Below are 26,129 nucleotides of genomic sequence, written 5' to 3'. Positions count from 1 at the left end.
CACCAAGGATCAATAACATGGCTACGATGAAAGATATCGCAAAATTAGCTGGGGTTTCTACATCTACGGTGAGCCATGTTATTAATAAAACTCGCTTTGTTAGTGATGAAATATCAGAGCGGGTTAATAACGCGGCAAAAGAACTGCATTATAACGGGCCATCAGTGTTGGCGCGTAGTTTTAAAGTTAATCGCACTAAAACATTTGGCATGTTGGTAACGACATCAACTAATCCATTTTTTGGTGAAGTCGTCAAAGGTGTTGAGCGCAGTTGTTATCAAAATGGGTATAGCCTTATTTTGTGTAATACCGAAGGTGATCACCAACGAATGCGCGAGTCGATCAATACCTTATTGCAAAAGCGGGTTGATGGGTTGATCTTAATGTGTTCATCATTAGAAGGTGAACGTATTGATGTATTTGAACAGTATCCTGATATTCCCGTCGTAGTAATGGATTGGGGACCGATGCTGTTTACCAGCGATAAGATTCAAGATAATTCTTTACAGGGGGGCTATATGGCAACCCAATATTTAATTGAATCAGGCCATGAAGATATTGGTTGCATCACTGGGCCATTGATTAGACATCAAGCTCAAATGCGATATGAAGGTTATAAACGCGCGATGAATGAGGCGGGTTTAACTTTTGATGCTAATTGGATCATTGAATCTGATTTTGAATGCGAAGGTGGTTATGATGCCTTTATGAAAATGAAGCAGCATGGCGTGCTACCGAGTGCTATTTTTGTCTCTAATGATATGATGGCATTAGGGGTGATGAATGCAGCTAATGAGTGCGGCATTCGTGTTCCTGATGATTTATCTGTGATTGGTTATGATGATATTCATATTGCTAAATTTATGTCGCCAGCGTTGACGACTATTCATCAACCGAAGTATCGTTTAGGGCAGGCTGCGGTTGAAACCTTATTAACCCGTTTAGATCATCAAGCCAGTGCGACACAAGTGATTCAAATTGAACCTACATTAGTGACTCGAAACAGTGTCAAGATAGTCAATTAGAATAAGTAAATAGATTACTGTTAGATGATAAGTTTCCCCGCTTGTCATCTTTTTTTTATCTTACATAGTATGATGTTATCTCAATAGATTATAATTTAGCTATTGCTATTTCTCTGATAACGCTAAAGGCTAGAATAGCGTACTCAATAAGTGATATTTTGAGAGAAGTGAGATAATTTATGCGCAAAGTAGATGATTCACTTGCTGTCTGGTTGCAGGCATTTAACGATGAATTAGCGGCCTCAATGACTGCTGATGTTGAATTTAGTATAACGAGTGTTCGAGCTGGACTAGAGGCTATAACTCAGACTTTCATTACTGATATACCGCATATTGAGATGATTGCTGATGATATTATTGAGCATGTGCCTATTCGTATTTATCATCCTCAGCCACAAACAGCCTTACCTGTATTAGTGTATTTACATGGTGGCGGGCATGTTGCGGGCAGTCTTGAGATTTATGATCCTATCTGCCGTAAATTGGCTTTAGCCTGCCAATATATAATTGTGGCGATTGACTATCGTCTAGCTCCCGAATATCCCTATCCCGCAGCGATAAATGATGTGTATTTATGCTTACAACATCTTTTTTCTCAACTCAATAATATGGCGGTTAATTATATTCCGTACCTAGCTATTGGCGGTGATTCTGCTGGTGGAGCACTGGCAGCAACCGTGTGTGCTATTACACAAGATGATAAAGTACAGATTAATAAACAAGTGCTTATTTATCCAAGTCTTGATTACACATTGTCTTCACCATCAATAGCAATAAATGGTAATGGTTATTTTCTTCAAAGCAATAAAATGAAATGGTACTTTGATCAATATTTTCAGAATAACCAAGATCGATGTGCAGCCTCACCATTATGGCTACCAATACGCATTGGATTTCCGTCCACGTTAGTGATTACGACTGAGTTTTGCCCTTTGAGAGATGACGGTATCAATTATTATTATAAATTACGTCAGCAAGGCATTAGTGCGCAGCATTATCATATACCTGATATGGTGCATGCGTTTTTAAATTTAGAAAATGTGGTACCACAGCATTGTCGGCGATTGTACACTGCGATTGGAGAGTTTTTAAGAACAGATGAGACGGAATAAAAAGCCGTAAGTAAACGTATTAAATGATTTACTTACGGCTTAGTGGCTGGGAAAGAGTTGTTTCATTATTCAAATATTGACTCTAGTAATAAATATAAACCGCGTAGTAAATCCATTTAACACCTTCCATAGTTTGTATACATTTCATCATTTTCTTCTTATCCAGAATAGTGTGATTGCAAAGTAAGTCAATGGCTGTTGCTGTAAAAAAGTGTATATTGTGAATCCTAATCACCATTTGTTATTAATAAGTAATAAAGAGTTTTTTAAAGTGTATTTTTTTAATATTATTAGATTAGTAATAAAATACATAAGGATAGCCGATGATTCCTCGTCTTAAACGCTTAGCAAGTGCATTTGAACCGTTTATGCTGTTAATGGGGATAGTAGGTCCTTTAGCAACATTACCGCAGTTGTTTAAGCTGTTCTTTTCTCATACAGAACACGCCTTAGGATTATCATTAACCACATGGGTACTTTATGCCTTATTAGCTGCACTATGGGCAGTATATGGTTTTGTCCATAAAAACCCCCCGATTTGGGTTGGTAATAGCTTGGGTTTTTTAATGGATCTGGCAATGGTGATTGGTATTTTTTGGCATACTGGCGGCACGTTCTAAGGCTATGTACGATTGCTGTATGTGTTTTTTTTACCAATGGTCATTGCTTTCATTTTTACATATGTTCAGCTTTCAATTGTGATATTGTGGCTAAAACTGAAGTTATGATTATTTTTCAACCTAAAAAGAGTGATGGTAACGCTTTATTGCTTTCATTTTGTCCAGTACCGTAATTAAACGAAAATTAAAAACGGAAGGATAAAGGAATAATGAAACATGCTAATTTAGCGGTATCTATTGCCGTAGCGTTATCAACATTGATCGTACCTACCTTTGTATTTGCTCAATCTAACTCTGCTTTGATTGTTAGTCATCAACAATCACAATCGCTGGTGGAATATCAAGCATTGCGCCAACGTTGGGCGGCGAGTTTTCTTGGTGATGCCACTATTCCCTTTGATGAAACTTTAAAACAAACTGTTATTACAACTAATAATGCTGCTAATCGACATTGGTCATCAATGTTAACTGCGCCGACACGGACGAGTCTGTGGAGTGATGTGGTATTAGATGATCAAACAGATGTAGGTAAAAAGGTTTTAGGGGCTAATCTTCGAACTTCTTACCAGCGGCTATTTAGTATGGCAAAAGCTTATCGTTTACGTGATGGGTCGCTTCAGAACAATTCAGAGTTGTTAAATGCGGTTATCGATGGAATGACATTCCTGAATCAACATTATTATAAAGTTGGTGTTAAAGAATGGGGTAATTGGTGGCATTGGGAGCTTGGTACGCCCAAAGATATACATAATATTTTAGTGTTGTTATATGATCAATTTCCGCCGCAACTAATGACTGCTTATACTCAAGCAACCCGTTATTTTACGCCAGAGGCAACCCATTTAGGTGCAGGATCTGGCGCTGATGTGTCAAGTAATCCTCATTACCGTTTATCAACAGGGGGTAACCGTACTGATAATACTCAAGTAGTTATTCTGCGTGGTATTTTGGATAACAATAGTACTGAAATAGAAGCCGCTATTGCTGCTTTATCACCTGTATTGGCGGAAGTGACAATCAGTGATGGCTTTTATAGTGATGGTAGTTTTTTACAGCATTATGATATTGCTTATAACGGTACTTACGGTAATGTGTTACTTAATGGCCTCGGTGCACAATTAGATTTGGTTGCGGGATCACCTTGGCAAGCTACTGATCCTGTGCTTAAAAATATTTATCCAATTATTTTTAAAAGTTACGCGCCATTATTAGAGCGTGGCACCATGATGGAGTTTGTGAACGGTCGCGCTATATCTCGGCCAACAGAGCAAGGTCATCAGGTTGGGCATTTAGTGATTGCTTCATTGTTACATTATCTTGATGGTGCAGATCCACAAACAAAACAGCGGTTACAAGATTTAATTAAAACGCAAATTATCCAAGATACCTCCCTCGACTTTTTTACCTCGATCAATCACGTTGGAAATTATCAAAAAGCAAAACTATTAGTGGCTGATTCCAGTGTTAATGGTGAGCAACAGTTACAAGGTTTCTTTAACTATCCAGCGATGGATAGAGTTATCTATCGTGGTGATGATTGGAGTTTTAGTTTAGCGATGCACTCAAGCCGGTTAGGTAATTTTGAGTGTATGAATAATGAAAACAAACAAGGATGGTTTACTGGCGACGGCATGGGCTATCTCTACAATGGTCAGCTTGATCATTATCAGGATTATTGGCCAGCAGTAAATCGTTATCGCTTAGAAGGGACAACTGTCGATAACCAATTGATGTCTGATTGTGGTGGCCAGCGAAATCAAATTAGAGGTGGTCGTCAAACACAAATGGATTGGGTTGGTTCGGTGCGTTTTGATGATATTGGTGCTGCTGGAATGGTGTTTAGTAATTGGAATAACACGCTAACGGCTAAAAAGTCATGGTTTATGTTTGAAGATGAGATCGTGATGTTAGGCTCTGATATTACATCAACTATTCAAGCTGATATTACCACCACGGTAATGAATCGAAAGTTGGCAGGTAGCGGAAATAATACGTTGTATGTTAATGGTAAACGTTGGCAACCACAGTTAAATCACTTATTGAAATTACGAACATTAACCCTTAGCAATGATGAACTTGATGATAGTGATATTAGCTATGTATTTCTAAAGCCAACAACGGTTACTGTTGATCAACAGCTAAGGACTGGAGACTGGAGTGATATTGGAACACGCAGTGGGCAAGTGAGTGCTAACTTTGTTTCTGCTGAAATAGCGCAAACTTCGACAAATGATCACTATGCATACGTCGTTATGCCTAATGCTAATAAAGACGATGTGCAGGACTTTATTGATGAAATGCCAATTAAAGTTCGTCGCAATGATAATTTAGCCCATATTATCATTCATAAAGATGAAGAGGTAACAGCGGCTAACGTCTGGACAGAACAAGGCGTTATGATCACCAAGCAAATCACGGCATTTTCAAAAATGGCACTAATAATTGAAAAAGATGATCGCGAATTAGAGATTGCAGTTAGTGATCCATTACAGACGCAGACAACGTTACATATGAAGTTAACAAAGCCTGTTCAAATTGAAAGTGATGCAGAGCAACGATTACAACTTGATAGTCAAGGCAACCTGATGATCAATGTAGAAGGATTAGTTGGCCAAAGCTACCACTTTGCACTGAAAGTCGTCTCCGCTGATTAATTATTCTGTCATTAATATCGCCGTTATTAAGTTGCAGATTACCGCTACTTAGTAACGGCATTTTTTCACTTTCTATTTCATAAGATAAAATACTTACGTTATCTTTCATTTTTATTCGTTTGTGATCTTTGCCGCTTTAATCTTTCGTTTTCTTTCGTATTATGGGTTATCAGTATTTCGAAAGCATTTAAAAAGGTTAACTATGGCGCTGTCTTCATTTCATTCTCAACAAGCACGTTTCCATATGATGGCTAAGCCAACCAGTTACCGTTGTAACTTAAAATGTGATTATTGCTTTTATTTAGAAAAAGAAACGGTTGTGGGAAATGCTAACGGTAACCATTGTGGCTCTGGTGCTAGTAATACGCTTCCTAGTGCGACAGTTGCAAGTAGTGATCAAATGTCAAATACCACTCTTAAACGGTATATTCGACATTATATTGCAAGTCAAAATAGTACTGATATCGACTTTTCATGGCAGGGTGGTGAACCCACGCTCGCTGGACTGGATTTTTACCGTAACGTGGTTAAATACCAAGCGCAATATGGCGTTGGTAAGAATATTACCAATAGTTTTCAAACTAATGCGGTTGCGATTAATCGCCAGTGGGCGCAATTTTTTGCAGAACATAAGTTCTTAATTGGTGTCTCCGTTGATGGTACGCCAGAAGTACATGATAAATATCGTATTTCAGTCAACGGTAAACCAACTTTTGAGCGAGTTAAAAAAGCCATTGAATTACTTTTAGAATATAAAGTTGAATTTAATATTCTAACGGTTATCAATGATCAAAATTGGCATAAAGGGCGTGAAACTTACCGTTTTTTAACCTTATTAGGGGCGCGCCACTTACAGTTTATTCCTATCGTTGAAGTTCAAGCACAATATCAAGCTAATACTAGTGGTCATTATTCGCCACAAAAAGACGCACCATTAACCCATTTTTCTGTTCCTGCTGATGGCTATGGTCAGTTTATGAGTGAAGTCTTTGATGAGTGGTTACAGCATGATGTAGGTACTGTGTTTGTACGTATGTTTGACAGTATTTTAGCGACATGGCTTGGTTATCCCGCCTCTGTCTGTGTGCAGTCAAAACAGTGTGGTCAAGCGATGGTGATTGAGGCCAATGGTGATATTTACTCGTGTGATCACTATGTTTATCCCGCTAATAAACTGGGCAATATTGCCACCACTGATTTGGTCAAGTTAGCTACCAGTAAACAGCAGCAGCGGTTTGGAAGTGCTAAATCACAAAAGCTTACTCAACAATGTCAGCAATGTGAGGTGCACGGCTTGTGCTACGGTGGTTGCCCTAAACACCGTTTGGTGAGTGTGGCAGGAGAAAAGTATAAACAAAATTATCTGTGTGGCTCATATCAACAGATTTTCCGTCATACCGCCCCTGCAATGCATATGATGAGTCAGGCAATTCAACAAGGTGGAACCGCAGCAGATGCATTGCCTTATTTAGCACAATTACGCTCAGCATAATATTGATTATTAAATTGAATTTTAAGACGTATTGCTGTGTGTTACAGCAGTATATTACAAGGAGTATACAATGAATCTGTCCTCGACGAAGAAGACGGTAATTGCGAGTTTTGTGGCCGCCGCTTGCATGGCCTCTTCTGCTGTAGTAAATGCAGTCCCAACAACAGCCACAGCAAAACAACCCAATGTATTATTGGTGGTTATGGATGATTTGGGGACAGGTCAATTAGATTTTGCATTAGACAGTTTGAATAAAAAAACCTTAGCTGAGCGGCCTGTACCTGTTCGCTACCAAGGTGATTTTGATAAAATGGTCGATGCAGCTAAACGTGCGATGCCAACGGTGGCGAGTTTAGCGCAACAAGGCGTGAAAATGACCAATGCTTTTGTGGCTCACCCTGTTTGTGGTCCTTCTCGTGCGGGTATTTTTACCGGTCGTTATCCAACCAGTTTTGGTACTTACAGTAATGATGATGCACTGCAAGGTGTACCACTAGATATCAAATTACTTCCCGCTCTATTTCAAGAAAATGGCTACAATACAGCCAATATTGGTAAGTGGCATAATGCTAAAATAAGCAGTAAAAATGCCGTTGCTGATAACAATAAAACCCGTGACTATCATGATAATCAGATCCCTGTAACACCAACAGAATATTCACCTGAGAATCGCGGTTTTGATTATTCTTACAGTTTTTACGCCTCTGGTGCTGCATTATGGGATTCGCCTGCGATTTATCAAAATGGAAAAAACATTCCGGCTCCAGGTTATTTAACTCATAATCTGACTAATGAAACGCTGCAATTTATTGAACAAAGTGGAGATAAGCCATTCTTTATTAACCTTGCCTTCAGTGTGCCCCATATTCCATTAGAAGAAGCGTCACCTGCGAAATACATGGAGCGTTTTAATACTGGTAATGTTGAAGCTGATAAATATTTTGCAGCGATCAATGCCGCCGATGAAGGTCTTGGACAAATTGTTGAATTGCTCAAGAAAAAGGGTGAATTAGATAATACGTTGATTTTCTTCTTATCTGATAATGGCGCGGTACATGAATCACCGATGCCAATGAATGGTATGGATCGTGGTTATAAAGGCCAGATGTATAACGGTGGTGTACGTGTACCGTTTGTCGCTTATTGGCCAAAGCATATTCCAGCGGGTGGCACCAATAACACTTTGATTTCAGCATTAGATATTCTGCCAACAGCGTTAAGTGCTGCTGGGATTGCTATTCCAGAAGAGATGCAAGTTGACGGTAAAAATATTTTGCCTGTACTTGAAGGAAAAACAACACAGTCTCCACACCAATACATTTACTGGGCAGGCCCAGGCGCGAAACATTACAGTGAAGAAAATGATGCATTTTGGCATGGTTACTGGAAGTGGATCACGTATGAATCGAATGATATTCCTAAGAACCCAAATTTAGAAAAACTATCTAAAGGTTCATGGGCAATTCGAGATCAAGATTGGGCATTGTACTTCTATGATGATGGCACTAATAAAGTGAAATTATTTAATGACAAGCTTGATCCAAGTGAATCAAAAGATCTTGCTCAGCAATATCCACAAAAAGTGAAGCAAATGAAACAAGCTTTTTATGAGTGGATCAAAGACAAGCCAAAACCTGTTGCTTGGGGACAAGATCGTTACCAAGTGCTAACTGAATCAGCAAAAGGTTAATCACGCGACACCTACTATCGCACTGCAATCATGTTGACGTTATATCAACAAGGCTGTGGTGCGTTATTGTTCATGGAGGATAACAATGATAAATGATACTCAAGCGGCTATTTCACTTTCTGAGTCGACTTTAGATACCCCCCTCGAAGTCTCACTGCAATCGCCTTATATAGCAAAACAAATTCAAGCAACTGAACGTCCCACTATTCCTTATGAACACCCAACGCCAACAATGTACTTGAAGCTATTTAAACAACGACTTGTGCGTTTAAAAATGAAAGCGACAACTTACTCTGATAATGATGTTGCAGTGGCGGCCTGTTTTTCTAATGATGCACTAAGTATTAAAAATAAATGTGATTACTTAGTACGCTATGTTGCACAAGCGTTTGATCATTATGCTGTATGGGATTATAGCCATGCTTATTATCCGGGGCGTCCTAGCCAGCAAAGCGCACGTACTGATGCGATGGAAGGCACCAGTCGAGTGTTACCTACAATAGCAGCATGGGTTAGTCAGCATGGTCCAGTGCCATTAGAAGGGCTAAATGGTCAGCCTTTAGATCTGGTTGCAATGTTACGCAATGCTTTTTTAGCAGGAACAGACCCTCAGCATGCGGGATATTGGGGGGAATTGCATGACTATGACCAGCGTATTTGTGAAAGTGCCGATTTAGCATTAGCACTATGGTTGAGTCGTGACCATGTTTGGCAACCAATGAGTATTACTGAACAAACGCAAATTATTACGTGGTTTAAACAAGTTAACCACTGCCAAACGGTGGATAATAATTGGCATCTTTTTCCTTTAACGGTGCAGTTTGTTATTAAAGCACTAACAGGGGAAGACTCGATTGCACTGGATAAGTACCACCGAATTAAAGAGTTTCATGTGGGTGATGGCTGGTTCCGAGATGGTGCGAAAGGGAATTATGATTATTATAACGCGTGGGGATTTCATTACTCACTCTATTGGCTCGATCAAATAGATTCAAGTTTTGATAGCGGATTTATTCATCAAACTCTTGCGGATTTTGTCAGTCAATATCGCTATTTCTTTACCGCGGAAGGCCTGCCTTTCTTTGGCCGTAGTGCTTGTTATCGCCTTGCCGCCGCCGCACCTTTGATTATGGCTATAGATCAACACAGTGAAGCTATTACTGCTGGTGAAGCTCAACGCGCCTTTGCTACTAGTTTGGAATATTTTATTGGTCATGGTGCGATGCAACATGGCGCGCCAACACAAGGGCTGTTTGATGATGATACTCGATTAGTTGATAACTACAGTGGCCCAGCAAGCAGCTTCTGGTCATTGCGAGCATTGAATATTGCATTATTTTGTGGAGATCGATGTGGTTTGTGGCAAGCAGATCCACAACCATTACCCATTGAACAAAGTAATTTTAATGTGGAATTTAAGGCGATTAATGCACAAGTCATTGGCGTTTTCGAAACGAAAGAGGTGGTAGTGATATTTAAAAATGATTATATCACCGAACAAAATCCATTATCTCGTCGTTTAGAGACCCAATCAGCCCGTTCTTACTGGCTAGAAACTATTTTAGGACGAGCGGAGAGGCCGAAGAATAACTTATTGCGTAAAGGCATTACCTGTTATTCATCCAAAATGTCACATTTCTTTTGATTTCATTTTGTTATTTATTTTCGATTTGAAAGTGTTTATGTGATTCAGATCTTTTTATTTGTTTTTGTTTTCGAATATCATCTAAATCGAAAGTTAACGGAAGGTTTGGGGTTTTTATGTTTTTGGTTTCTTCGCGTGAAATGCTGTTGAAAGCGCAGCTAGGCGGTTATGCCGTTCCTGCTTTTAATATTCATAATCTTGAAACAATTCAAGTTGTACTTGAAACAGCGGCAGAGATGCGTTCTCCCGTTATTCTTGCTGGCACGCCTGGAACTTATTCTTACGCGGGCACTGACTATTTGGTGGGGATTTGTCTTAAAGCGGCAAATATTTATCAAACACCTATTGCGTTACATATGGATCATCATGAGTCGTTCAGTGATATTCGTACTAAAGTAGAAGCAGGTATTAAATCAGCGATGATTGATGGTTCGCATCATAGCTTTGAAGGCAATATTGATCTCACCCGTAAAGTCGTGCAATTTTGTCATGGTTGGGATTGTTCTGTTGAAGCAGAGCTAGGCCGTTTAGGTGGCCAGGAAGACGATCTTATTGTTGAAGATAAAGATGCACTTTACACCGATCCTGATGCGGCAGTTGAATTTATTAATGCGACAGGCATTGATTCATTAGCGATTGCTATTGGTACTGCTCACGGAATGTATAAAGAGCAGCCGCGATTAGATTTTGATCGTCTGGGTATTATTCGTAGTAAAACAGACACACCATTAGTGCTTCATGGCGCATCGGGCGTACCAGATGAAGATGTACGTCGTTGTATCGAACTTGGTATTACTAAGGTGAATGTTGCGACTGAACTTAAAATTGCTTTTGCTGATGCTGTGAAGCAATACTTTATTGAGCACCCTGAAGCAAATGACCCGCGTCATTACATTATTCCGGGTAAAGCGGCAATGAAGAAAATTATTCAAGATAAAATTCGCGTATGTGGTAGCGAAGGAAAAGCGTAATTAGCCACAGACTAGAACCTCTCGCCAGGGATGACACAATGTAATGCCATTTCCCCCTTAAGCAGATCTGCTTTATGTGGCATTACATTTATAACTTTGAGTGATGATGTTTTTTGGCCATGATTGATTTTCATATCTCATCGTCATGGCCTTTTTTCTGATAGCGAATAATGGTTAATAGGTGAGGAAAAATGACATTTCCAACATCAGCAATAAAGCGCAATATCGCCATTTTAGGTGAGTGCATGATTGAGCTGAGTGGCGCGCCTTTTGCAACTCAGCAGCAACGTTTTGGTGGTGATACGCTCAATACTGCGATTTATCTTTCTCGATTGCTTCCTCAAAGTTCTCCTAGTTATATTACAGCATTAGGTACTGATAATTATAGTAATGCCATGATTGATGCATGGCAGCATGAAGGTATTGATTGCCGTTTTGTAATGCGTGAACGCGATAAATTACCCGGTATGTACGCCATTGAAATTGATGCCAAAGGAGAGCGTAGCTTTCATTATTGGCGTAGCGACTCTGCTGCAAGGTATATGTGTGAACATGCTCAGTTTTCACAAATTATTGCGCAATTAAAAGACTATGATTTGATCTACCTCTCAGGGATCTCTTTGGCTATCTTGCCTGAACATGGCAAAATTAAGCTTGTTGAGGCACTAGAAAAGTTAAAAGCTGCGGGGTGTAAAATTGCGGTTGATTCTAATTATCGACCACGATTATGGAATAGCACAACTCACGCGAAGACATGGTTATCAGAATTATACCGGTTGGCTGATATTGCGTTAGTCACCGCTGATGATGAAGATTTATTACGTGGCGAACTGGATACACCTGCTGACATTATTGCTGATCGGTTGCATCGTTTAGGGGTCAGCCAAGTGGTGGTAAAGCTAGGCAGTAAAGGCGCTATGTGGTCACAAGCAGGCCAAAAAGGTAATGTTGATGGTAATAGGATTGATGTTGTCATCGACACAACAGCCGCGGGTGATTCTTTTAATGCTGCTTATCTAGCTGCATGGGCCAAAGGGATGCCAATGATTGCCTGCTGTCAGTGGGGAAATAACCTTGCCGCTCAAGTAATTCAACATCGAGGTGCAGTTATTCCTCTGCAATGTACCCAATATTTAACGGATTTAATGAGTAGTAATTATGATGACAAATGAATGGATTGATCGTTTGCGTGCATTGCGAGTCATGCCTGTAATTCAAATTGAACATGCCGAAGATGCTGTGCCTCTTGCAAAAATATTAGTTGATAATGGTTTACCAGCTGCTGAAATTACATTCCGCACTACAGCTGCCGTGGAATCTATTCGCTTAATTCGTGCCGCTTATCCTGATATTGTGTTATGTGCTGGTACTGTTTTAACGGTTGAACAGGTGAATGCTGCGATTGAGGCGGGGGCTGACTTTGTTATTAGCCCTGGGTTTAATCCAACTACTGTTAAATATTGCCTAGCCAATAATATCAAAATGATCCCTGGGGTGAATAATCCCAGCTTGGTTGAGCAAGCATTAGAATTAGGTGTAAGTGCACTGAAGTTCTTTCCTGCTGAAGCATCTGGTGGTGTGAACATGCTTAAATCATTAGTTGGGCCTTATAGCCAGGTTCAGTTAATGCCAACGGGCGGTGTGACACCTCTTAATTTAGGTGAGTATTTAGCGATTCCACAAGTAATTGCTTGTGGCGGAACATGGATAGCGCCAACTAAGGCAATTGCTCATCATGATTGGGATCTGATTGCCAGTAATGTGCGTGAAGTCAGTGCAATGATAGCTCAAATGAAAGCATAGGGATTGATGATGACCAGTGTTAAACACGTTGCTGTACTTCTTGCAGATGGCTTTGAAGAAGGTGAAGCGGTGGTTTTTATCGATATTATGCGCCGTTTGGATATTAAAGTAGATGTATTATCTTGCATGGAAACCACAGAGCTTAATACTTATTTTGAAACTAAAATCAGTGCTGATTATCTGTTAGTGGATAAGTTTGATTGTACTTATGATGCGGTTATGATGCCTGGTGGACCACAAGGGACTGATAATTTATCAGCAAATGCTAATGTCATTACTTTTTTAAAGCGCCATATTGAAGCCAATAAGTATATTTGTGCATTATGCTCATCTGGTGCAAAAGTACTTGCTGCACACCATTTATTACAAGGCCGTACTTATACGACAGGTGATAAACTGGCTGAAAAATTCGATGATGGTGACTTTGTTAAACAAAAAGTGGTTGTTGATGGTCAATTTATTACTGGGCGTGGTTTAGGGGTGAGCTTTGAATTTGCCTTTACAGTAGCACGTTATTTATTAGCTGATAATCATGAAAAAGTTGATTGGCAAGCAAACCATATCTATTTTGAACATTGGCCGTTAGATAACGCCTAGTGCTATAACGGCAATAGAGATCGAGTTAAGCAAGCCTAGTTAAGTTAACTAGGCTTTTTTGTTGAGGGAAAGCGGTAGTCTTTATTATTGGCATGAATTGAAATTATTCTTGGCGGCTACTGATTTTTGTTCTTGGGGCAAAATAACGGTACAACGTGAAAAATTTGGAATAATTGTCTGGTTAATTATGCTTATTATTTTTTTCTGATTATTAATATGATTTAAGGGCGTAGTGGAAAGACTATTTATCTTAGTTTGTATTGTTTTTGGTTGAAAAGTGTCTGTAGCATTCGCAGCATAAGAAATACAGCTAAGAGCAAATAAGAATAAGTATTTTTTCATTATATACGTTATGGCTAAATTAAAAGCTAATTATTAATTGATGAGTGTTAATGTAAACATAAGGTGAGATTAAAACAATGAGTAGAAAATGATAATTCATTGTTGGTAAAGAGAGGGGGGGAAATTTAATATATCCACATAATTATATGATCATGAAAATAAAAATATAAAATGTGGATAACTATTTAACATTAATGCCGTCATTAATTTGTGTGTAATTGACGAATAATTTCTGCTGCAACTGCTTGTGCAGAGGCTGGATTTTGACCTGTGATGAGATTACCATCGACCACAATATAGCTCTGCCAATCGGGCCCTTTACTGTAATGCGCTCCTTGGTCAGTTAACATATCTTCCAGTAAAAAAGGCACCACAGTACTTAATCCTACTGCGTCTTCTTCACTATTACTAAAACCAGTGACATTTTTGCCCGTGATAAGTGGACTGCCATCAGCATTTTGGGGCGCTTTTAATGCTGCGGGACCATGACAAACAAGGCCCGTTGGTTTGTTATGTTGGTAACTTGACTCAATAATTTTTTTTGATGCGGTATCTTGCGATAAATCCCATAATGGTCCATGTCCACCAGGATAAAATACAGCATCATAATCCGCTGGATTGATTGTTGATAATAGTAAGGTATTGGCTAATTGTGTGATTGCATTAGTGTCGCTTTTAAATCGAACAACAGATTCTGTTTGCATCTCGGGAGTGTCGCTGTTGGGATCTATGGGTACTTGCCCACCGAGAGGAGAGGCTAGGGTTACTGTATCGTTATTATCTTTAAATAGATAAAAAGGGACGGTAAATTCATCTAACCATAGGCCTGTTTTTGCTGTGGTTGTACCTAAATTTTGATGAGATGTTAATACGATTAAGATATTCATATTAGTTTAAGCCCTCGTTTAATCAGTGAGATTAAAAATACATAATTTAATGTCTGTATTAGTTATAGGCTTAAATAATGTGGCTCACAAGCGTAATAATTACTGTTTTTATCAATATAATATCTAAGGAAAGATAATAAATAATGGTTTGAAGATTGGGATTATTACAGTAGTAGTGAATGCTGTTGATTGTCTTTTTTATGGAAAGGTAAACAAAAAGGCCACCGAAGCGACCTTTTTGTAAATAAATGGCGGTCTACAATTAGTCAGCCATTTCCGCATTGTGGTAAACGTTTTGTACGTCATCACAATCGTTTAGTGCATCAAGGAATTTTTCAAACATTGCAATGTCGTCACCAGCCAATTCAGTCATTGTCTGTGGTACGAAAGCAATTTCTTCTGAATCAATGATAACGTCAGCCATTGTTGCAGCCAGTGCGTTTTTCACTTTAAAGAATTCAGTGTGTGGGGCGTAAACAGTGATCTCGCCATCTTCACAAGTGATGTCAGTAACGTCTACGTCTTCCATCATTAGATTTTCAAGAACAACTTCTTCATCAGTGCCTTTAAATTCAAACACAGCTTGGTGTTCAAACATGTGGCCAACAGTGCCTGGGCTACCGATTTTCGCATTGTTTTTAACGAATGCTTGACGAACGTCCATGAAAGTACGGTTGTTGTTGTCTGTTAGACAGTCAACGATAACCATGCAGTTGCCAGGGCCAAAACCTTCGTAACGTGCAGTTGAGTAATCTTCACCGCCGCCGCCTTTTGCTTTATCAATTGCTTTTTCAATAACGTGGCTTGGTACCTGATCTTTTTTCGCTTTTTCGATAAGACGACGAAGCGCTAGGTTACTATCAGGATCCGGACTACCGTTCTTAGCACAAACGTAGATCTCTTTACCATACTTTGAGTAAACCTTGATCTTAGCGCCTTGGGTTTTTGCCATAGACAATTTGCGTACTTCGAACTTTCTTCCCATGAGGAATCACTCTCTTTTACTGTTTTAAACGGTCAATTATGCAAATATTTTACCAGCACCCCTTTATTCTGGCTAGTTAGATCTGTATTTATGCTAAGTAAAGACGTTTTTTTTATTTTTACGTTGAAATATTAAACCAACTTAAAAAAGAGTAATCGGAATACTTATTTTTGAAGCTAAAGATTTCAAATATAGTTTAATTTCTCGTAAGGTAATAAAACAAAGCAAATAAATCCTATATTTTCTTACAATATAAGAATGTCTCTTGTTGTTAGCGCTATAATTGGTTACAAATAATCATCACACAAATTAGAGATAACTTACCTGTGACTCATTCACTAAGCGCTAATGAAAAATTGTTACAAGTGCTGGTTCATATCGCGGCATCAAATGTACCGCTTCAAGCACAGCAACTCAGTACTGAAATGGAAATGCCGATAAGTAGTTTATATCGCTATTTAGCGTTGCTTCGTGATTGGAACTTAATTGAAGAGAATCATGGGCGTAATACTTATAGTGCGGGTCCTGCTGCGTTACAGTTGCAACGTAATTTTGAAATGAATTCACCATTACCTGATGGTGTAAGACCTATTTTAAAACGATTACAACAGCAAACCGGTGAAATGTCAGCGTATATGGTTGCTGTCGGTTTTAATGCACTTTGTGTTGATAGTATTGATAGTATTGATAGTCCTTATGCGTTGCGCTGTAGTTATGAAAAAGGACAAAGTCAGCCATTGATTCGTGGCGCATCGGCTAAAGTTATTTTGGCTTACTTACCGTTAGCTCGCCAATTAACGATTTTAGAACATTATGATATTACCGAACAAACACAAATAGATACGTGGATCGCGGAATTAGATCTCATCAAACAAGATGGTTTTGCTATCAGTACTTCAGAAATTGATGCCGGTGTTTCTGGTGTGAGTGCGCCAGTGTTTGTGGGGAATAAAGTTGTCGGTGCAGTGAGTGTAATGGCGCCAGCAGAGCGTATAAATAGCCGTAAAAATAAAATTGTAATGAGTGTATTACAAGCAGCAAGAGCATTACCACCACAACACTAGCCTGTGTTGTTTGTGCAATGAAAGAGAGGGAAGATTGGCGTATGTTAGTTGATCAATTAAAAAAGTTATTTAAAAATGAGCCTCAAAAGCCGATGTTATACCATCGTAAACATACGCTCATCAGCCCTTATACCCAACAAAACCAACCTGGTATTATGCTTGTTGGCGTTATTTCCGATCTTAGTCTCGACTGGGGACGTGGGTTGCAAGGTGCAAAAGAAGGCCCAGCAAGTATTCGGCGTATATTGCCTCACACTCATGCTCAAACGAAATTACCTTTCTATGATGCTGGTGATATAGAACAAACTAATAATGATCATAGCTTTGCCGCCGTTAGCCAGAGACAGCATCAATTGTTATTGCGTAGTCTGCGTGATGGCCATTTTCCTGTTGTACTTGGTGGCGGACATGAGATATCTATTGCGAGTTATCAAGCTCTGTCTGATTTCAGTGTTGAAGCTATGCCGACGTTCATTGAAGGTGAACCATTGCCCATACTGGCTTCGCCACGAGTTGGGGTGATTAATTTTGATGCACATTTTGAGCTAAGACCATCACTATCATTACGTGCGGGATCTGCTTTTCATGCCGCATGGTGCTATAGCAAAGAACAACAACGCAGTTTTGATTTTCTTGGTCTTGGTATTTGTGATCATGCTAATTCACAAGCAATGTTTAAATTAGCAGAAGATCTGGGTTGTCAGTGGTTACTTGATAATCAAATGACGACGCGTAATAAAAAACATGTTCAAGCACAATTAGATAGTTTTATTGATAGTGTCGATTGTATTCAATTAAGTGTCGATCTTGATGTATTTTCTTCCTCGATTGCTCCTGGTGCAAATATGACGCGTATGCATGGCGTGAGCTTATCGATGGTGGAATGGGCAATCAAACATATTATGGCGAGTGGCAAAGTTAAAATTGTTGATATTGCGGAATTGAATCCAGAATATGATTACGATAATCAGACTGCAAAATTGGCGACTAAACTAATTCAAACCATTGTTCATTTTGTTTAACGCATTTTTATATATGGGTAACAACATGAAATTGAAATTTTTATAATCAGAAAGATGCTTTTTTAATGATTTTGATTAAATAATAACATAAAACTCATTAATTACTGTGTTTCTAAAAAAAAACTTTACAGCAGCCGTGATGATAGGTATTATTCGCGCCATTGGAGAGATGGCTGAGCGGTTGAAAGCACTGGTCTTGAAAACCAGCATACGTTTATAGCGTATCTAGGGTTCAAATCCCTATCTCTCCGCCACATTCTAGAAATTTGATTTGATCGAGTTTCATAAAGAATTGGAGCGGTAGTTCAGTTGGTTAGAATACCGGCCTGTCACGCCGGGGGTCGCGGGTTCGAGTCCCGTCCGCTCCGCCAACACAACGAATCCTCGTCAGAAATGACGGGGATTTTTTGCGTTTGTTTTATGGCTGTTTTTACAAATAATAACGAGGTTATTATCCGTCATCTAGGAAGGGAGGTACGAACTATCCGTGATCTATTCATCACGTGTTTGAGCATTAAAGACGGCTGTGAACATAAGCTAAAACCCATCGAAAACAGTTACTCTACGGCGCGTGGGGAGTAGATTCCCTATCTCGTTCGTAACCTCACTGGTAGGGAATGACGGGGTTGTTCGTCACCTCCCTGTCGAGAATGACGCAAGGTAGTTAACCGCGAATCAAACAACTATTTATTAATCGCTAAATACGCCCCTGCAGCAATCATAATACCACCCGCTGTTTTGTTTAACCGTTGCTGTGCGATGGGTGTCTTAATCACTTTAGCTAATCGTGAAGCGCCATAAGCAACTAACATAATGGCTGACATCAAAGCAATGGATGACAAAACTGAGATTAGGATGATATCAGTGCTGTTTAAGCGGGTTAAATCAATAAATGTCGGTAAAAAAGATACATAAAATAAAATGACTTTAGGATTAGATGCTGAAATCAAAAAACCATGGCTAAAACTTGCGAGTGGTGTTTGTTGAGGTTTTTCCTGATTTGGAATGGATTGATTGTGAGTAAAAGCGGTGATCATTTTATAGCCAAGATAAATTAAGTAACCAGCACCCACGTAACGAATAATCACAAACACTTCTGACCAATTTTCCGCGATAGTCGCTAAGCCAAAGCAGGCTAATTGTAAATAAAGCAGATCACTTGCCACCATCCCTAATGCCATCATGATGCATTGACGAGGACCTTCAACCATCGCTTTGGCGAGAATAGCAAATACACCAGGACCTGGAGTAATCGCAAAAATAAAAATAGCAAAAAAAAAGGCAATTGCAGCTTCTAGTGACATCATATCGTCCTTGTTAATGAATCTTTTTCGCATGCTATCATGCTAACAATGTTTTGCCTTTAAATTTTCAGACATCAATGACAATATTGTTCATTTTCATATAACTTATTGTATTTATATGTTTTTATTTATTGGCTACCGCGGATTTATAATAATTATTATTATTGTTAATTTGAACGTGATAATTAAAGTGCTCCTTTTTGCTTTTTTAATAATCAAACGACACATAAAGCATGGTTTTTTGTGACGATTAGTTTCAGAATGTCGAGCTTATTGCATTAGCAAAAGTTAAGAGTATCACTGCGTGGTTCTCTACCTATAAGTCTTCAGAGGGAAAAGTTCTTGGATAAGCCCAAAATTATATGTGTAGAAGGTAATATCGGTGCTGGTAAATCGACATTGCTCCCTCAATTAGCTGTAGCCTTAAATGCAACCGCCATTTTAGAACCAGTAGATTCTGATCCTGAATTTCAACATTTATTAGGTGAATTTACTCGTGATCCATTTAACGTCGAGGCTCGCAGTAATTTTCAGTGCTATATCACGGCTCAACGTGCAGAACTCTTGAATAATTTGAATCCTCAGGGTGTCTATATTATTGAGCGTTCTTTGCTGAGTGATTTGGTCTTTACCCATGCTTGTATTGCCAATTACAACAGCACAGCTGAAGATATTGCTAAACATATGGCGTGCTATCAACATTTGATTGGTCAGATCAACCAATATCCAACCATTGATTACTGTATTTATTTGAAAACAGATCCTGAGATTGCTTATGGGCGTATGCGTCAGCGTGGACGTGCAGAAGAAATGGGTCTAGATCTTGGTTATATTAGTGATATTGATGCATTTCATGATGCAGTATTGCCACAGGCATGCCGTAAGATGGGAACAACGTTAATTTATATTGACTGGAATACACCACTTGCGATTGCTGATTTATTACCGCAATTGAATGCTGCTGGTTTAGTTATAAACTAACGTCGTGGATCAGTAGTATAAAAATAGAGAGGCTACAGTTAATCATCAACTGTAGCCTTTTTTGTGATTAGCTTTTTAGCATCTGCCAATATTTTTGGTATATATTTACAGCATCACCCACATCATCTGTAAATTCACCATTATTGACCTGTGTATCCGTTGGGAAAATCATTGGGTCATTTTGTAATTCAGTCGGTAAAAATTGTTTCGCTTGTTTATTTGGCGCTGGGAATCCGAGCTCTTCAACAATCTTTGCCTGATTTTCAGGACGCATAAAGAAATCGATAAATTTAAATGCGAGCTCTTTCTGCTTACTACCTTTAGGGACGATAAAGTTATCCATCCATAAAATAGCGCCCTCGGTTGGATAGACAAATTTAAGCTCAGGCATTTCTTTTTGTGCCATAAACGCATTGCCGTTCCACTGCATACCCACCATTGCTTCTCCAGTTACGTAAGGGACATGCGGAGCATCAGAATTATAAACAACAACATTTGAGCGTAATTGACGTAATTTCTCGTAAGCTTGCTTTATTTCTGCTTCATTGGTGCTATTAATACTATGGCCTTGGGCTCGCAATGCCATACCGAACACATCTCGAACATCATCAAGTAACATCACTTGTTGTTTGAAATTGGTGTTCCATAAATCTTTCCAGCTAGTTACCTGATCGGATGTGATCACTTCTGCATTATAGCTAATTCCCGTGACACCCCATACATAAGGTAAAGAGTAATCATTATTAGGATCAAAAGGCTGTTTCATTAGACCCGAATAGATGTCATTTAAGTGATGCATTTTGCTTTTATCTATCTTTGCAAGCATGCCTTCACGAGCCATTTTTTCAATAAAATACGTTGAAGCAAATGCAACATCATAGCCTTTACTATCAAGTAGTTTGAGCTTGGTATACATCGATTCATTATTATCAAACGTAGAGTAATTGACGGTGACATCATATTCTTTTTCAAAGGCTTTGATTACATCTGTCGGCATATACTCAGCCCAGTTGTAAACGTTAAGCACATCATTTGCTGCCGAAACATTAAATGCTGAAAGTGCGAATGCTAGTGTGGTCACCCCTTTGAATATTTTCTTCATGTTATTAATTCCTAATTGACCAGGTAAGTCAGATCTGAGCGCGGATATTAGACAGATGTTTGTTTGTGTCAAAAACAATAGAGTAAAATTATGAACTTAGTCACAGTAATAAATTACTTGTGAAGCCACAAAACTCGTGACATTATCCGCGCGATTTTTAACCTGTATTTTTTTGTGGGCAATTGGAATGTCAATCAACAGTCAATATATCGATAGTTACTACCAAGCAACCGTTAATGCGTTACCTGAACAACCTCTACTAGATCAAGCGATTGAAGCTGATGTATGTATTATTGGTGGTGGTATGACAGGATTAAACGCCGCGATTGAATTACGTCAGAAAGGATTCTCTGTTGTGGTACTTGAATCACAACGGTTAGCATGGGGAGGTTCTGGGCGTAATGGTGGCCAGTGTTTAGTAGGTTATTGCCTAGGGTTACGTGAAGTTGATGAAACATACGGACCTGAATGGGGTAAACAACTATGGGATCTCTCTTGTGAAGCGATTGATATTGCTCGTGATCGAATCGAGAAATTTGATATTGATTGTGATTTTCAACAAGGCTATATCGAGCTTGCGTTGAAGAAAAGCCAAGAAACCGAATTAAAATCTTGGCATGATCTTAAACAGGGTCGTTATGATTATCCAAGTGCTAGCTGGTGGGATAAAGATAAAGTTAATCAAGTAGCGCATACTGAGCGTTATTTAGGTGGACTTTATGATTCAAACAGTGCTCATATGCACCCACTAAATTACACCCTTGGTTTAGCACAAGCAGCGTTAAGTTTAGGGGCGACTATTTTTGAGAACACGCCAGCGATAAAACTGGATAAAGGTAATCCACATATTATCCATACGCCAAAAGGTCAGGTTAAAGCTAAACAAGTTTTATTGGCCTGTAATGCGTATCTTGAGGGATTACATCGTAAAGCACAAAGCGTTGTACTACCTGTTGTGTCTTATATTGGTGTTACTGAGCAATTAGGTGATCGCCAACCTATCAGTAATATGATGGCAATGTCAGATTTAAATAACAGCCTTGATTATTACCGCCCAACACCGGATGGTCGTATTCTTTTTGGCGGTGTTAATCACCCATTCAATGGTGAGTATAGTGATTCAAGTGAGCGTTTACGCCAGCGAATGATCACGGTATTCCCACAACTTGCTGATGTAAAAATGGAATACCATTGGGGTGGCCTATTTGCGGTAACGCGCTCTTACATGCCACAAATTGACCACTTAGGTGATGATATTTATGTTGCCCATGGTTATACCGGTCATGGCGTTGGATTAACCAATATCGCAGGTAAGGTTGTTGCTGAAGCAATGGCTGGTACTGCTGAGCGCTTTGATGTGTTTGCTAAAATTAAGCACGGTTGGATTCCAACGCCTGAAGTTTTACGTAAACCTGCATTAGCAATGGCTATTTGGAAAGCGCGTTTAGAAGACTCTTTAGGTAAATAATTAAAATTTATTTGCAATAAAATACAAAATAATAAATTTATTTGCTATCTTTGGCGGTTAATAGTGAATTATTTGCTTATTTAAACCAATCAGAGAGAGCCTTATGATCGAGCGTCAAGAAACGAAAGCCCGTATGAGTCGTATTGTGAAGCACAATGGTACTATTTATCTTTGTGGCCAAGTTTGTGCCGATGCAACGAAAGACATTACAGAGCAGACACAAACCATGCTTGATAAAGTGGAAACATTACTTGAACAAGCAGGCAGTGATAAAGAGCATATCCTATCAGCAACAATTTATATTAAAGACATGAGTATGTTTGCTGAGATGAATGCGGTATGGGATAGCTGGGTTCCCGCTGGTTATGCTCCTGCACGTGCATGCGTTGAAGCTAGCATGGCTCGTGATGCTTTGTTGGTTGAAATTTCTGTGATTGCGGCTGAAAAGTAGCACTACACTTATTTATTATTGCCAAAGGTCGACAATATGTCGGCCTTTTTTATACCTAAGTAAATGATAAAATTTACCTTAGTATGAAAAATAAGCAATTGATCTTTTTAATTAAAATTTCGCTTTACACGAACAATTAACCTCGCTATCATGCGCGGCATTGGAGAGATGGCTGAGTGGTTGAAAGCACCGGTCTTGAAAACCGGCATACGTTTATAGCGTATCTAGGGTTCAAATCCCTATCTCTCCGCCACATTCTAGAAATTTGATTTAATCGAGTTTCATAAAGAATTGGAGCGGTAGTTCAGTTGGTTAGAATACCGGCCTGTCACGCCGGGGGTCGCGGGTTCGAGTCCCGTCCGCTCCGCCAACACAACGAATCCTCGTCAGAAATGACGGGGATTTTTTGTGCTTGGAGTTTCAAAACTTAGATAATAAATGTTAGATGTGATGCATAAGTGTTAATAGTCAGCCTGTCACGCTGGGGGGCGCGTTGATTTTCGGAATGGCAAGTTCACGTCCGCTTCACAACACAACGAATCCTCGTCAGAAATGTGAGGATTTTTTGCATGTAATAGTTTTAGTTTTACAGTATTTTCCAAAGATAATCATTTAATGAATTGGTGGGTATAATTATATTATAAGAATTTGTTGTAGCTATATAGAGCAGTTTATTAATCTACTCAGCATAGATTAATATTATATTTTTAAATGAATTTTCAAATGATACTAATTCAAAAATAAACATCTTGAATTAGTATCATATATATTAACGTATAAAATTAAGCGTCGTGGTGTTTTCTTTTACCTTCAGTTGTTAAACGAGCATTGCCATGAGAATGCGCACGACGTTTACCTTTACATGTTTTAATATCGCCTTTAGCCATGATAAATAATCCTTTTAATAAAAATGTTAATAACAAATAAGATGCTATCATCTTAAAACTATTATTATTTAATTCAACATGAGGATTAACGAGCTTAAAACATAAGAGTGTAAATATAAGCGGACACTTTTAATCGGTTATTGTCTTATAATTAATATATGTTAAGATATTTGCTTATGAATTATATAAAGTTGCATTATTCGATTATTTTATAGTGATATTTTAAATAAGGAAATATCATTATAAAACGGTATCATTCTTATATACTAAGAAAGTCGTTCAAAATAGTATTATTGTTGCCATCTTATTAGCTGTTCGTCACTCCAACTATCATCAAGTGTTGCATATTGTTGTTCTAGAATATGACGCTTTATTTTTAAGGTTGGCGTCAAAATACCATTATCAATACTCCATGGTTCTTTGATCATCAATACACCTTTTATCTTTTGATGTGATTCAAGCTCAGTATTAATTTTTTGAATTATTGATTGGAGTTTCTTCTCATAACGTGATTGATCAAATTGAGTATAATTGTGGGCGACAGCTAATAAAATAGGTGCGGCCATTCCGGATCCAATTAAACAGACCATTTCAAAATTACCCAAATCCATTAAACGTTTTTCAATAGGGACCGGTGAAACAAATTTGCCTTTCGCTGTTTTAAATGTGTCTTTTTTACGACCTTGAATTGTTAAATAACCATCGTTGTCTAAATCACCGATATCACCAGTATATAACCAACCGTCATTATCAAAACTTTCTTGGGTTGCTTGTGGATTGTTATAGTAACCACTAAATAATCCTTTACTACGAACCAATATCTCTTTATCTGCTGCAATTCTTAATTCAATACCTGGGCCTGCACAACCGACTGTGCCAATTTTATCACTGCGATAGGGATGATTAAGCGTGCTATAGGCAAATGATTCAGTCATTCCCCATGCTTCGGTAATATTAAGTCCAATACTTTCATACCAAGATAATAAACCCGCTGATACCGGTGCGGATCCACAGCCAAGAACCCGTGCCTGATCAAGACCTAATCCTTGTGCTAATTTACGTTTAATTAATGTCGAGATAAGAGGGATTTTAAGTAAAATATTCAACTTTTGTTGTGGCAGTTTATCTTGAATGCGTTGTTGAAATAAGGTCCATAAGCGAGGAACGGAAACAAATATCGTCGGTTGATGCATTTTTACATCATCGATAAAAGTATCGAGAGATTCAGGAAAAGCAACTTGTAACCCTGACATAATTGAAGAGCCAAAGATATAAACGCGTTCGGTAATGTGCGCTAGAGGTAAATAAGAAAATAACCTTTCATTGCTTTCTAATCCAATGTGTTCAATGATTTTTTGCGATGACCATACAAATGCGCCGTAAGTTAACATCGCACCTTTTGGCATACCTGATGTGCCCGAGGTGTAAACGATGGACATTAAATCTGTGTCATGATGCGTTAGCCGTTCAGTTATTGGAGAATGTTGTTCAATAAGAGCATCGAGTTGATATTGGCATGTAGGTGTCTCAGGATAAGAAAAGGCAACTGTCGGGAGTGAAGCGTGGCTGGCTATAACTTCATTTATGGCTGTTGAGCTGTCTAATTTTCCGATAATGATTAATGCTGCATCACTATGGTCAATACAATGAGTAATAGTGTCAGCTCCTGCGGTGGGGAAAATAGGGACACTGACATAGCCCCCTAGCATCATTGCTAAATCACAAATAAACCATTCCGCACAATTTTTAGAAATTAACGCAATACGTTCGCCTGGTTGAATACCTAATTGTTGAAATGCAGTGACGAGACGTTGTGCTTTATCTGCAACACTTGCGTAAGTGTAATTTACAAATTTACGATTAATAATTTGCTTTAAATAAACATCGTCAGGACGTTCATTGGCCCATTTGATGATCATATCAGCAGGTGTTTGCAATTGAGCCATAAGCACTCCGATTGATAAATGGACCGAAATTTACAATGTTACCATAATGTTAAATTTAAGCTGTTATATTTACTATAGTCA

At 38.7% G+C, this 26,129-nt stretch carries 22 protein-coding genes and 4 tRNA genes; 20 read left to right on the top strand and 6 right to left on the bottom strand.

From position 1 onward, the window contains the following. The first annotated feature begins 17 nt into the window (after positions 1 to 17). The 11 genes from VXS03_RS04165 to VXS03_RS04115 all read left to right on the top strand — a co-directional run bounded on the left by VXS03_RS04165 (position 18) and on the right by VXS03_RS04115 (position 13,609). Positions 18 to 1,025, top strand: a complete 1,008-nt coding sequence (locus VXS03_RS04165) for a substrate-binding domain-containing protein (protein WP_327762152.1) — start codon at positions 18 to 20, stop codon at positions 1,023 to 1,025. A 179-nt stretch (positions 1,026 to 1,204) separates the two neighbouring features. Then, positions 1,205 to 2,137, top strand: a complete 933-nt coding sequence (locus VXS03_RS04160; RefSeq protein WP_327762151.1) for an alpha/beta hydrolase — start codon at positions 1,205 to 1,207, stop codon at positions 2,135 to 2,137. 323 nt (positions 2,138 to 2,460) lie between these two features. Further along, complete coding sequence (locus VXS03_RS04155) at positions 2,461 to 2,757, top strand: SemiSWEET transporter (RefSeq protein WP_412547359.1); 297 nt, start codon at positions 2,461 to 2,463, stop codon at positions 2,755 to 2,757. A gap of 209 nt (positions 2,758 to 2,966) precedes the next feature. Further along, positions 2,967 to 5,411 (top strand): polysaccharide lyase 8 family protein, encoded by a 2,445-nt coding sequence (locus VXS03_RS04150; RefSeq protein ID WP_327762150.1) that lies wholly within the window; start codon positions 2,967 to 2,969, stop codon positions 5,409 to 5,411. A gap of 202 nt (positions 5,412 to 5,613) precedes the next feature. Next, on the top strand, positions 5,614 to 6,903 hold the full coding sequence (locus VXS03_RS04145) for an anaerobic sulfatase maturase (RefSeq protein ID WP_327762149.1): 1,290 nt from the start codon (positions 5,614 to 5,616) through the stop codon (positions 6,901 to 6,903). Between the two features lie 70 nt (positions 6,904 to 6,973). After that, positions 6,974 to 8,593, top strand: coding sequence for a sulfatase family protein (locus tag VXS03_RS04140; RefSeq protein WP_327762147.1), 1,620 nt, complete (start codon positions 6,974 to 6,976; stop codon positions 8,591 to 8,593). A gap of 169 nt (positions 8,594 to 8,762) precedes the next feature. After that, entirely contained in the window at positions 8,763 to 10,238 is a 1,476-nt protein-coding gene (locus VXS03_RS04135; RefSeq protein WP_442957422.1) for a DUF2264 domain-containing protein, read from the top strand. Positions 10,239 to 10,354: 116 nt separating this feature from the next. Continuing rightward, on the top strand, positions 10,355 to 11,209 hold the full coding sequence (locus tag VXS03_RS04130; RefSeq protein WP_327762145.1) for a tagatose bisphosphate family class II aldolase: 855 nt from the start codon (positions 10,355 to 10,357) through the stop codon (positions 11,207 to 11,209). Positions 11,210 to 11,400: 191 nt separating this feature from the next. Continuing rightward, the gene (locus VXS03_RS04125; RefSeq protein WP_327762144.1) at positions 11,401 to 12,381 is read left to right on the top strand and encodes a sugar kinase; all 981 of its coding nucleotides are present in this window, start codon (positions 11,401 to 11,403) and stop codon (positions 12,379 to 12,381) included. Beyond that, entirely contained in the window at positions 12,368 to 13,012 is a 645-nt protein-coding gene (locus VXS03_RS04120) for a bifunctional 4-hydroxy-2-oxoglutarate aldolase/2-dehydro-3-deoxy-phosphogluconate aldolase (protein ID WP_327762143.1), read from the top strand. Before VXS03_RS04125 ends, VXS03_RS04120 begins: the two co-directional genes overlap by 14 nt. A 9-nt stretch (positions 13,013 to 13,021) precedes the next feature. Next, positions 13,022 to 13,609, top strand: coding sequence for a DJ-1/PfpI family protein (locus VXS03_RS04115; protein ID WP_327762142.1), 588 nt, complete (start codon positions 13,022 to 13,024; stop codon positions 13,607 to 13,609). A 545-nt stretch (positions 13,610 to 14,154) separates the two neighbouring features. Here the strand turns inward: VXS03_RS04115 and VXS03_RS04110 are convergent. Both VXS03_RS04110 and VXS03_RS04105 read right to left on the bottom strand, forming a co-directional pair. Further along, on the bottom strand, positions 14,155 to 14,838 hold the full coding sequence (locus VXS03_RS04110; RefSeq protein ID WP_327762141.1) for a type 1 glutamine amidotransferase domain-containing protein: 684 nt from the start codon (positions 14,836 to 14,838) through the stop codon (positions 14,155 to 14,157). Between the two features lie 262 nt (positions 14,839 to 15,100). Further along, positions 15,101 to 15,823 (bottom strand): YebC/PmpR family DNA-binding transcriptional regulator, encoded by a 723-nt coding sequence (locus tag VXS03_RS04105; protein WP_080155491.1) that lies wholly within the window; start codon positions 15,821 to 15,823, stop codon positions 15,101 to 15,103. Positions 15,824 to 16,149: 326 nt separating this feature from the next. Here VXS03_RS04105 and VXS03_RS04100 point away from each other — a divergent pair, with 326 nt between their 5' ends. From VXS03_RS04100 to VXS03_RS04085, 4 genes are all read left to right on the top strand, one after another. Continuing rightward, positions 16,150 to 16,887, top strand: coding sequence for an IclR family transcriptional regulator (locus tag VXS03_RS04100; RefSeq protein ID WP_327762137.1), 738 nt, complete (start codon positions 16,150 to 16,152; stop codon positions 16,885 to 16,887). A 41-nt stretch (positions 16,888 to 16,928) separates the two neighbouring features. Continuing rightward, on the top strand, positions 16,929 to 17,909 hold the full coding sequence (locus tag VXS03_RS04095) for a formimidoylglutamase (RefSeq protein WP_442957421.1): 981 nt from the start codon (positions 16,929 to 16,931) through the stop codon (positions 17,907 to 17,909). A 163-nt stretch (positions 17,910 to 18,072) separates the two neighbouring features. Next, a tRNA-Ser gene (locus VXS03_RS04090) sits at positions 18,073 to 18,163 on the top strand. A gap of 40 nt (positions 18,164 to 18,203) precedes the next feature. Further along, a tRNA-Asp gene (locus tag VXS03_RS04085) sits at positions 18,204 to 18,280 on the top strand. Positions 18,281 to 18,592: 312 nt separating this feature from the next. Here VXS03_RS04085 and VXS03_RS04080 read toward each other — a convergent pair. Then, positions 18,593 to 19,213 carry a LysE family translocator gene (locus VXS03_RS04080; protein ID WP_327762482.1) on the bottom strand — a complete coding sequence of 207 codons (621 nt, stop codon included), beginning with the start codon at positions 19,211 to 19,213 and terminating at the stop codon, positions 18,593 to 18,595. Between the two features lie 342 nt (positions 19,214 to 19,555). Between VXS03_RS04080 and VXS03_RS04075 the strand changes: the two genes are divergently transcribed. After that, complete coding sequence (locus tag VXS03_RS04075; protein ID WP_327762134.1) at positions 19,556 to 20,194, top strand: deoxynucleoside kinase; 639 nt, start codon at positions 19,556 to 19,558, stop codon at positions 20,192 to 20,194. Between the two features lie 67 nt (positions 20,195 to 20,261). Here the strand turns inward: VXS03_RS04075 and VXS03_RS04070 are convergent, their stop codons facing one another. After that, positions 20,262 to 21,296: an ABC transporter substrate-binding protein gene (locus tag VXS03_RS04070; RefSeq protein WP_327762132.1), complete on the bottom strand. Its 1,035-nt coding sequence runs from the start codon at positions 21,294 to 21,296 to the stop codon at positions 20,262 to 20,264. 187 nt (positions 21,297 to 21,483) lie between these two features. On the opposite strand from VXS03_RS04070, the gene VXS03_RS04065 reads away from it, so the two are divergent. The 4 genes from VXS03_RS04065 to VXS03_RS04050 all read left to right on the top strand — a co-directional run bounded on the left by VXS03_RS04065 (position 21,484) and on the right by VXS03_RS04050 (position 23,585). Further along, positions 21,484 to 22,764 (top strand): NAD(P)/FAD-dependent oxidoreductase, encoded by a 1,281-nt coding sequence (locus VXS03_RS04065; RefSeq protein WP_327762130.1) that lies wholly within the window; start codon positions 21,484 to 21,486, stop codon positions 22,762 to 22,764. Between the two features lie 103 nt (positions 22,765 to 22,867). Continuing rightward, positions 22,868 to 23,215 (top strand): RidA family protein, encoded by a 348-nt coding sequence (locus VXS03_RS04060; protein ID WP_327762129.1) that lies wholly within the window; start codon positions 22,868 to 22,870, stop codon positions 23,213 to 23,215. A 162-nt stretch (positions 23,216 to 23,377) separates the two neighbouring features. Then, a tRNA-Ser gene (locus VXS03_RS04055) sits at positions 23,378 to 23,468 on the top strand. A 40-nt stretch (positions 23,469 to 23,508) separates the two neighbouring features. Next, positions 23,509 to 23,585 (top strand) — tRNA-Asp (locus VXS03_RS04050). 412 nt (positions 23,586 to 23,997) lie between these two features. On the opposite strand, the gene VXS03_RS04045 is transcribed toward VXS03_RS04050, so the two are convergent. Then, the gene (locus VXS03_RS04045) at positions 23,998 to 24,102 is read right to left on the bottom strand and encodes a 30S ribosomal protein THX (protein WP_327762127.1); all 105 of its coding nucleotides are present in this window, start codon (positions 24,100 to 24,102) and stop codon (positions 23,998 to 24,000) included. Between the two features lie 290 nt (positions 24,103 to 24,392). After that, a complete protein-coding gene (locus VXS03_RS04040; RefSeq protein WP_327762481.1) occupies positions 24,393 to 26,021 on the bottom strand; it encodes an AMP-binding protein in 1,629 nt (542 codons plus the stop codon). Positions 26,022 to 26,129: the final 108 nt, after the last annotated feature.

It is taken from the genome of Photobacterium sp. S4TG1 (genome assembly GCF_036040035.1).
Lineage (GTDB): Bacteria > Pseudomonadota > Gammaproteobacteria > Enterobacterales > Vibrionaceae > Photobacterium.
The sequence above is the reverse complement of the archived record's forward strand: the minus strand, read 5'-3'. Positions and strand labels throughout refer to the sequence as shown.

Bases quoted from the DNA above. Each gene is read 5' to 3' on its own strand.
- VXS03_RS04165 (WP_327762152.1), top strand. From the start codon at position 18: ATGGCTACGATGAAAGATATCGCAAAATTAGCTGGGGTTTCTACATCT.
- VXS03_RS04155 (WP_412547359.1), top strand. From the start codon at position 2,461: ATGATTCCTCGTCTTAAACGCTTAGCAAGTGCATTTGAACCGTTTATG.
- VXS03_RS04070 (WP_327762132.1), bottom strand. From the start codon at position 21,296: ATGAAGAAAATATTCAAAGGGGTGACCACACTAGCATTCGCACTTTCA.
- VXS03_RS04060 (WP_327762129.1), top strand. From the start codon at position 22,868: ATGATCGAGCGTCAAGAAACGAAAGCCCGTATGAGTCGTATTGTGAAG.
- VXS03_RS04040 (WP_327762481.1), bottom strand. From the start codon at position 26,021: ATGATCATCAAATGGGCCAATGAACGTCCTGACGATGTTTATTTAAAG.
- VXS03_RS04065 (WP_327762130.1), top strand. From the start codon at position 21,484: ATGTCAATCAACAGTCAATATATCGATAGTTACTACCAAGCAACCGTT.
- VXS03_RS04145 (WP_327762149.1), top strand. From the start codon at position 5,614: ATGGCGCTGTCTTCATTTCATTCTCAACAAGCACGTTTCCATATGATG.
- VXS03_RS04125 (WP_327762144.1), top strand. From the start codon at position 11,401: ATGACATTTCCAACATCAGCAATAAAGCGCAATATCGCCATTTTAGGT.
- VXS03_RS04160 (WP_327762151.1), top strand. From the start codon at position 1,205: ATGCGCAAAGTAGATGATTCACTTGCTGTCTGGTTGCAGGCATTTAAC.
- VXS03_RS04120 (WP_327762143.1), top strand. From the start codon at position 12,368: ATGATGACAAATGAATGGATTGATCGTTTGCGTGCATTGCGAGTCATG.
- VXS03_RS04045 (WP_327762127.1), bottom strand. From the start codon at position 24,102: ATGGCTAAAGGCGATATTAAAACATGTAAAGGTAAACGTCGTGCGCAT.
- VXS03_RS04110 (WP_327762141.1), bottom strand. From the start codon at position 14,838: ATGAATATCTTAATCGTATTAACATCTCATCAAAATTTAGGTACAACC.
- VXS03_RS04080 (WP_327762482.1), bottom strand. From the start codon at position 19,213: ATGTCACTAGAAGCTGCAATTGCCTTTTTTTTTGCTATTTTTATTTTT.
- VXS03_RS04095 (WP_442957421.1), top strand. From the start codon at position 16,929: ATGTTAGTTGATCAATTAAAAAAGTTATTTAAAAATGAGCCTCAAAAG.
- VXS03_RS04150 (WP_327762150.1), top strand. From the start codon at position 2,967: ATGAAACATGCTAATTTAGCGGTATCTATTGCCGTAGCGTTATCAACA.
- VXS03_RS04105 (WP_080155491.1), bottom strand. From the start codon at position 15,823: ATGGGAAGAAAGTTCGAAGTACGCAAATTGTCTATGGCAAAAACCCAA.
- VXS03_RS04115 (WP_327762142.1), top strand. From the start codon at position 13,022: ATGACCAGTGTTAAACACGTTGCTGTACTTCTTGCAGATGGCTTTGAA.
- VXS03_RS04130 (WP_327762145.1), top strand. From the start codon at position 10,355: ATGTTTTTGGTTTCTTCGCGTGAAATGCTGTTGAAAGCGCAGCTAGGC.
- VXS03_RS04140 (WP_327762147.1), top strand. From the start codon at position 6,974: ATGAATCTGTCCTCGACGAAGAAGACGGTAATTGCGAGTTTTGTGGCC.